Origin of the sequence: Pseudoalteromonas shioyasakiensis (assembly GCF_022398475.1) — a bacterium.
Lineage (GTDB): Bacteria > Pseudomonadota > Gammaproteobacteria > Enterobacterales > Alteromonadaceae > Pseudoalteromonas.
Genome location: NZ_JAKEVM010000249.1, coordinates 1 through 2735, shown reverse-complemented (window position 1 = coordinate 2735; position 2735 = coordinate 1). Strand labels below are relative to the sequence as shown.

5 protein-coding genes are annotated in these 2735 nt (G+C 33.5%); 3 read left to right on the top strand and 2 right to left on the bottom strand.

Annotated features, from left to right (window positions below; genetic code table 11):
* Positions 1 to 119: 119 nt before the first annotated feature.
* The gene (locus tag L1D51_RS21150) at positions 120 to 572 is read left to right on the top strand and encodes a helix-turn-helix domain-containing protein (protein WP_063529890.1); all 453 of its coding nucleotides are present in this window, start codon (positions 120 to 122) and stop codon (positions 570 to 572) included.
* Positions 573 to 619: 47 nt separating this feature from the next.
* On the opposite strand, the gene L1D51_RS21145 is transcribed toward L1D51_RS21150, so the two are convergent.
* Positions 620 to 1207, bottom strand: a complete 588-nt coding sequence (locus tag L1D51_RS21145; RefSeq protein ID WP_239964789.1) for a hypothetical protein — start codon at positions 1205 to 1207, stop codon at positions 620 to 622.
* Between the two features lies 1 nt (position 1208).
* Entirely contained in the window at positions 1209 to 1547 is a 339-nt protein-coding gene (locus L1D51_RS21140) for a hypothetical protein (RefSeq protein ID WP_063529888.1), read from the bottom strand.
* Positions 1548 to 2179: 632 nt separating this feature from the next.
* On the opposite strand from L1D51_RS21140, the gene L1D51_RS21135 reads away from it, so the two are divergent.
* Both L1D51_RS21135 and L1D51_RS21130 read left to right on the top strand, forming a co-directional pair.
* Entirely contained in the window at positions 2180 to 2494 is a 315-nt protein-coding gene (locus tag L1D51_RS21135) for a hypothetical protein (RefSeq protein ID WP_063529482.1), read from the top strand.
* 24 nt (positions 2495 to 2518) lie between these two features.
* Entirely contained in the window at positions 2519 to 2674 is a 156-nt protein-coding gene (locus tag L1D51_RS21130; protein WP_199524872.1) for a hypothetical protein, read from the top strand.
* Positions 2675 to 2735: the final 61 nt, after the last annotated feature.

The following is a 2735-nucleotide window of genomic DNA, read 5'->3' as shown; positions in this document are numbered from 1 at the left end:
ATATAGGATTTTATTACATAACAAGATGTGACAAGGAACAACATGATTTTATTTGTTCATTTTAAATTTATCTTTTTTTGTTAGAATATAAGCTAGTGATCTTATAAGAACAACCAAACATGGCTGATACATACTTTAAAAATCTAGATGATGACTCAAAGAAAAAATACGTCTCGCAAGTTTTAGAACGATGCAAACAGGTGTGGGGTGTTGATGAGCTACATGAAATTGAAGATGAGAATGGACGTCGAGCTTTAGGGCATAATGCGAGCACTATGAAAATGTGGTTGAGCCGCCCTTCTATGCCATGGGATTTTATTTTAACTACTGCGATTAAAAAAAATGTAAGCCTAGACTACCTTCTTCTGAACATAAATGAAAACACAAGTCTAGAAGATGTTAGACCTGAAGAACTTCTTGAAACTGTAAATAAAGTAGTTGCAAGTTCGTTAGAAGAAAGTGCTGATTACGGAATTATTGACCCTACTTTTGTTCCAACAATTACTAAGAAGATTAAAACGTCATTAGAAGGTGCTTTAACAATTAAAGCCAAACCCTCCAAATCAGCCTAGGCAAAATCAAATTAGCAAGAGAATGGCCAGAAAGACCTTGGCCATTTTTAATCCGACTGGCGTAAAAGCAATTTTTCCGTAAAAAGAAGTTTTACTTTAGTAATAAAAGTTGGTGCTAGAAATGCACTAAGTAATATCAAGTCGTTTATATTTACAGTAATAGAGTAAAAAAAGCCTAAAAAAGGGTTAAGGGAATTTTGCGTAATATAATTTAACATCAAAATTAGGTGCAAGACTGAATTTATCAAAAAGATACACATTGTGATTACTGAACCATCTGAGTATCCTTTACCCTTTCTTATAAAAGGAAATAGTAAGGCAATGATAAGCGCTGTAATGCTATCAAAAAGAGAGAACATCAAATACATATTGACTATACCATCTATAAAACCACCCCCTTCTCTTAAGTACTCTAGAGCCATTAAGTAATCAGTTGATAAATAGGATATTGTAACGAATGTTACTAAACACATGTGTGAGAATGATGTTTTTTTGAAGTAGGCTTTAATGATAGTTAGGCAGAAAACCATAAAAAGTAAGCCTGAAAAGCTCATCAAGTATTTAAAAAAGAAGTCACTAGCTCCTGCAGTAAATAACTTGTTATAAGAAACTACAAATGCATTTATATGTTCCATATTAAGCTCTGCGTTTGTAGCTGGCTAAATTAACAACATTTTTGAGCTCTATCTTGGATGCATAGGCTGGGGTAATACTACTCTTTTGAGGAAAGCCTTCTATTCCAGCAAGTTCAGCTTTAATTTCTTGAATTCTACGGAAGACAGCAGAACGCTCATCATTAACTGGCAGTCCTTTCATGTAGACCTCCAGTTGAATCGACTCTTGAACCAACTTTCTGACGCGCTGCGCTATTGCAAGAGAACGAATAAATTCACGCTTTAAGAATACAGCTAAAGAAATCACCCAAAATATGAAGCAGAATAATAAGCTCATTAAGGCTATAGGCGAAGCTCCCATACAAACATCCAACTCTAACTACTACATCGAATTTAATAATAATGTACTGAGAGTTTACCAGCAATAGTCCTTTATTATTGCTTTTATATGACCAACTGTTATCTTTTGCCTGCGTATTTGAGGAGAAAAATTTACATCTGTTTAGATGAGAAGGAGTCATAGTGTGGCGAAAATAGTACTAAAAACGCCATTAGCTTCATTAAAGTTATAATTTCTGGCAGTCTTTTTTCAGCAAGCTTACACTTTCAAATCTATTTGGCTTAAAAAAGTGAAATTTTAATTAAAAATAAACTTAATATGTTCCATTGAAATTTATCATTGAGTGATGATAATTGGAGGTTCAAATGTTACTCATTAAAAAAAAGCAAAGCCCAGTACGGGGGTTATTTTACATTTCACTTTGTATTTCATTATCTATTGTAAGTTGCAGCTTGAATTCATACTTTCGATACGGTATGACTTTGCCGCTTGAATTTTACACTCCCTTAATTATTACTTTGATATTGATTCTATTGAGCTCAAAGCAAGGAACTGTCTGTTTCGGCCCAGTTAAATTATTTAATTCTGGAAAATAGCGTGATTTAAAGAGTGTGTTAGCCTTAGATTTAAATGCTCGATGTGGAAGACTTTCAATGCAAAATAGTACAGCACTAATATCAATAATCTTAGCGTGCTTATCAAGCGAAGCTACAGCAATTATCCATGGGGATAATACTGCATGTTATCCATTATCATATGATAGAGCTGCAATCGAAAAGCAAATAAAAGTGGATTTGTTTACTACGTATACGGCCTTAAACACTATAAGTGGAGAGGAAAAACTATTGAATGACACTTACTCAGCTGAACTTGAGAATATAAAAGTGGTATCTACTGAGTTTCAATATTTTAAATTTTCTTACTCTGAGCGTGATGGCCAACTTTGTGGTTCAATAGTAAAAAAGTAATTAATCTAAAATAAGAGGGTAAATATGAAAGAATATTACGTTGTAGAAATTGGTTATAGTGGCGCTGGAGGAGATGTAGCTAAAAGATTTACATTGGATAAAGACAAAGCTCTTTGGTTTGCTGAGGTATTTTTTACGGGCCTGTTAAATTTATTCCCGCTTTTTAGAGTAAGAGCCTAATTTTGTCCGATAACATTATTAAACGTCTTTTTGGGGCAAAATAACATGCTTAATTCCTAGC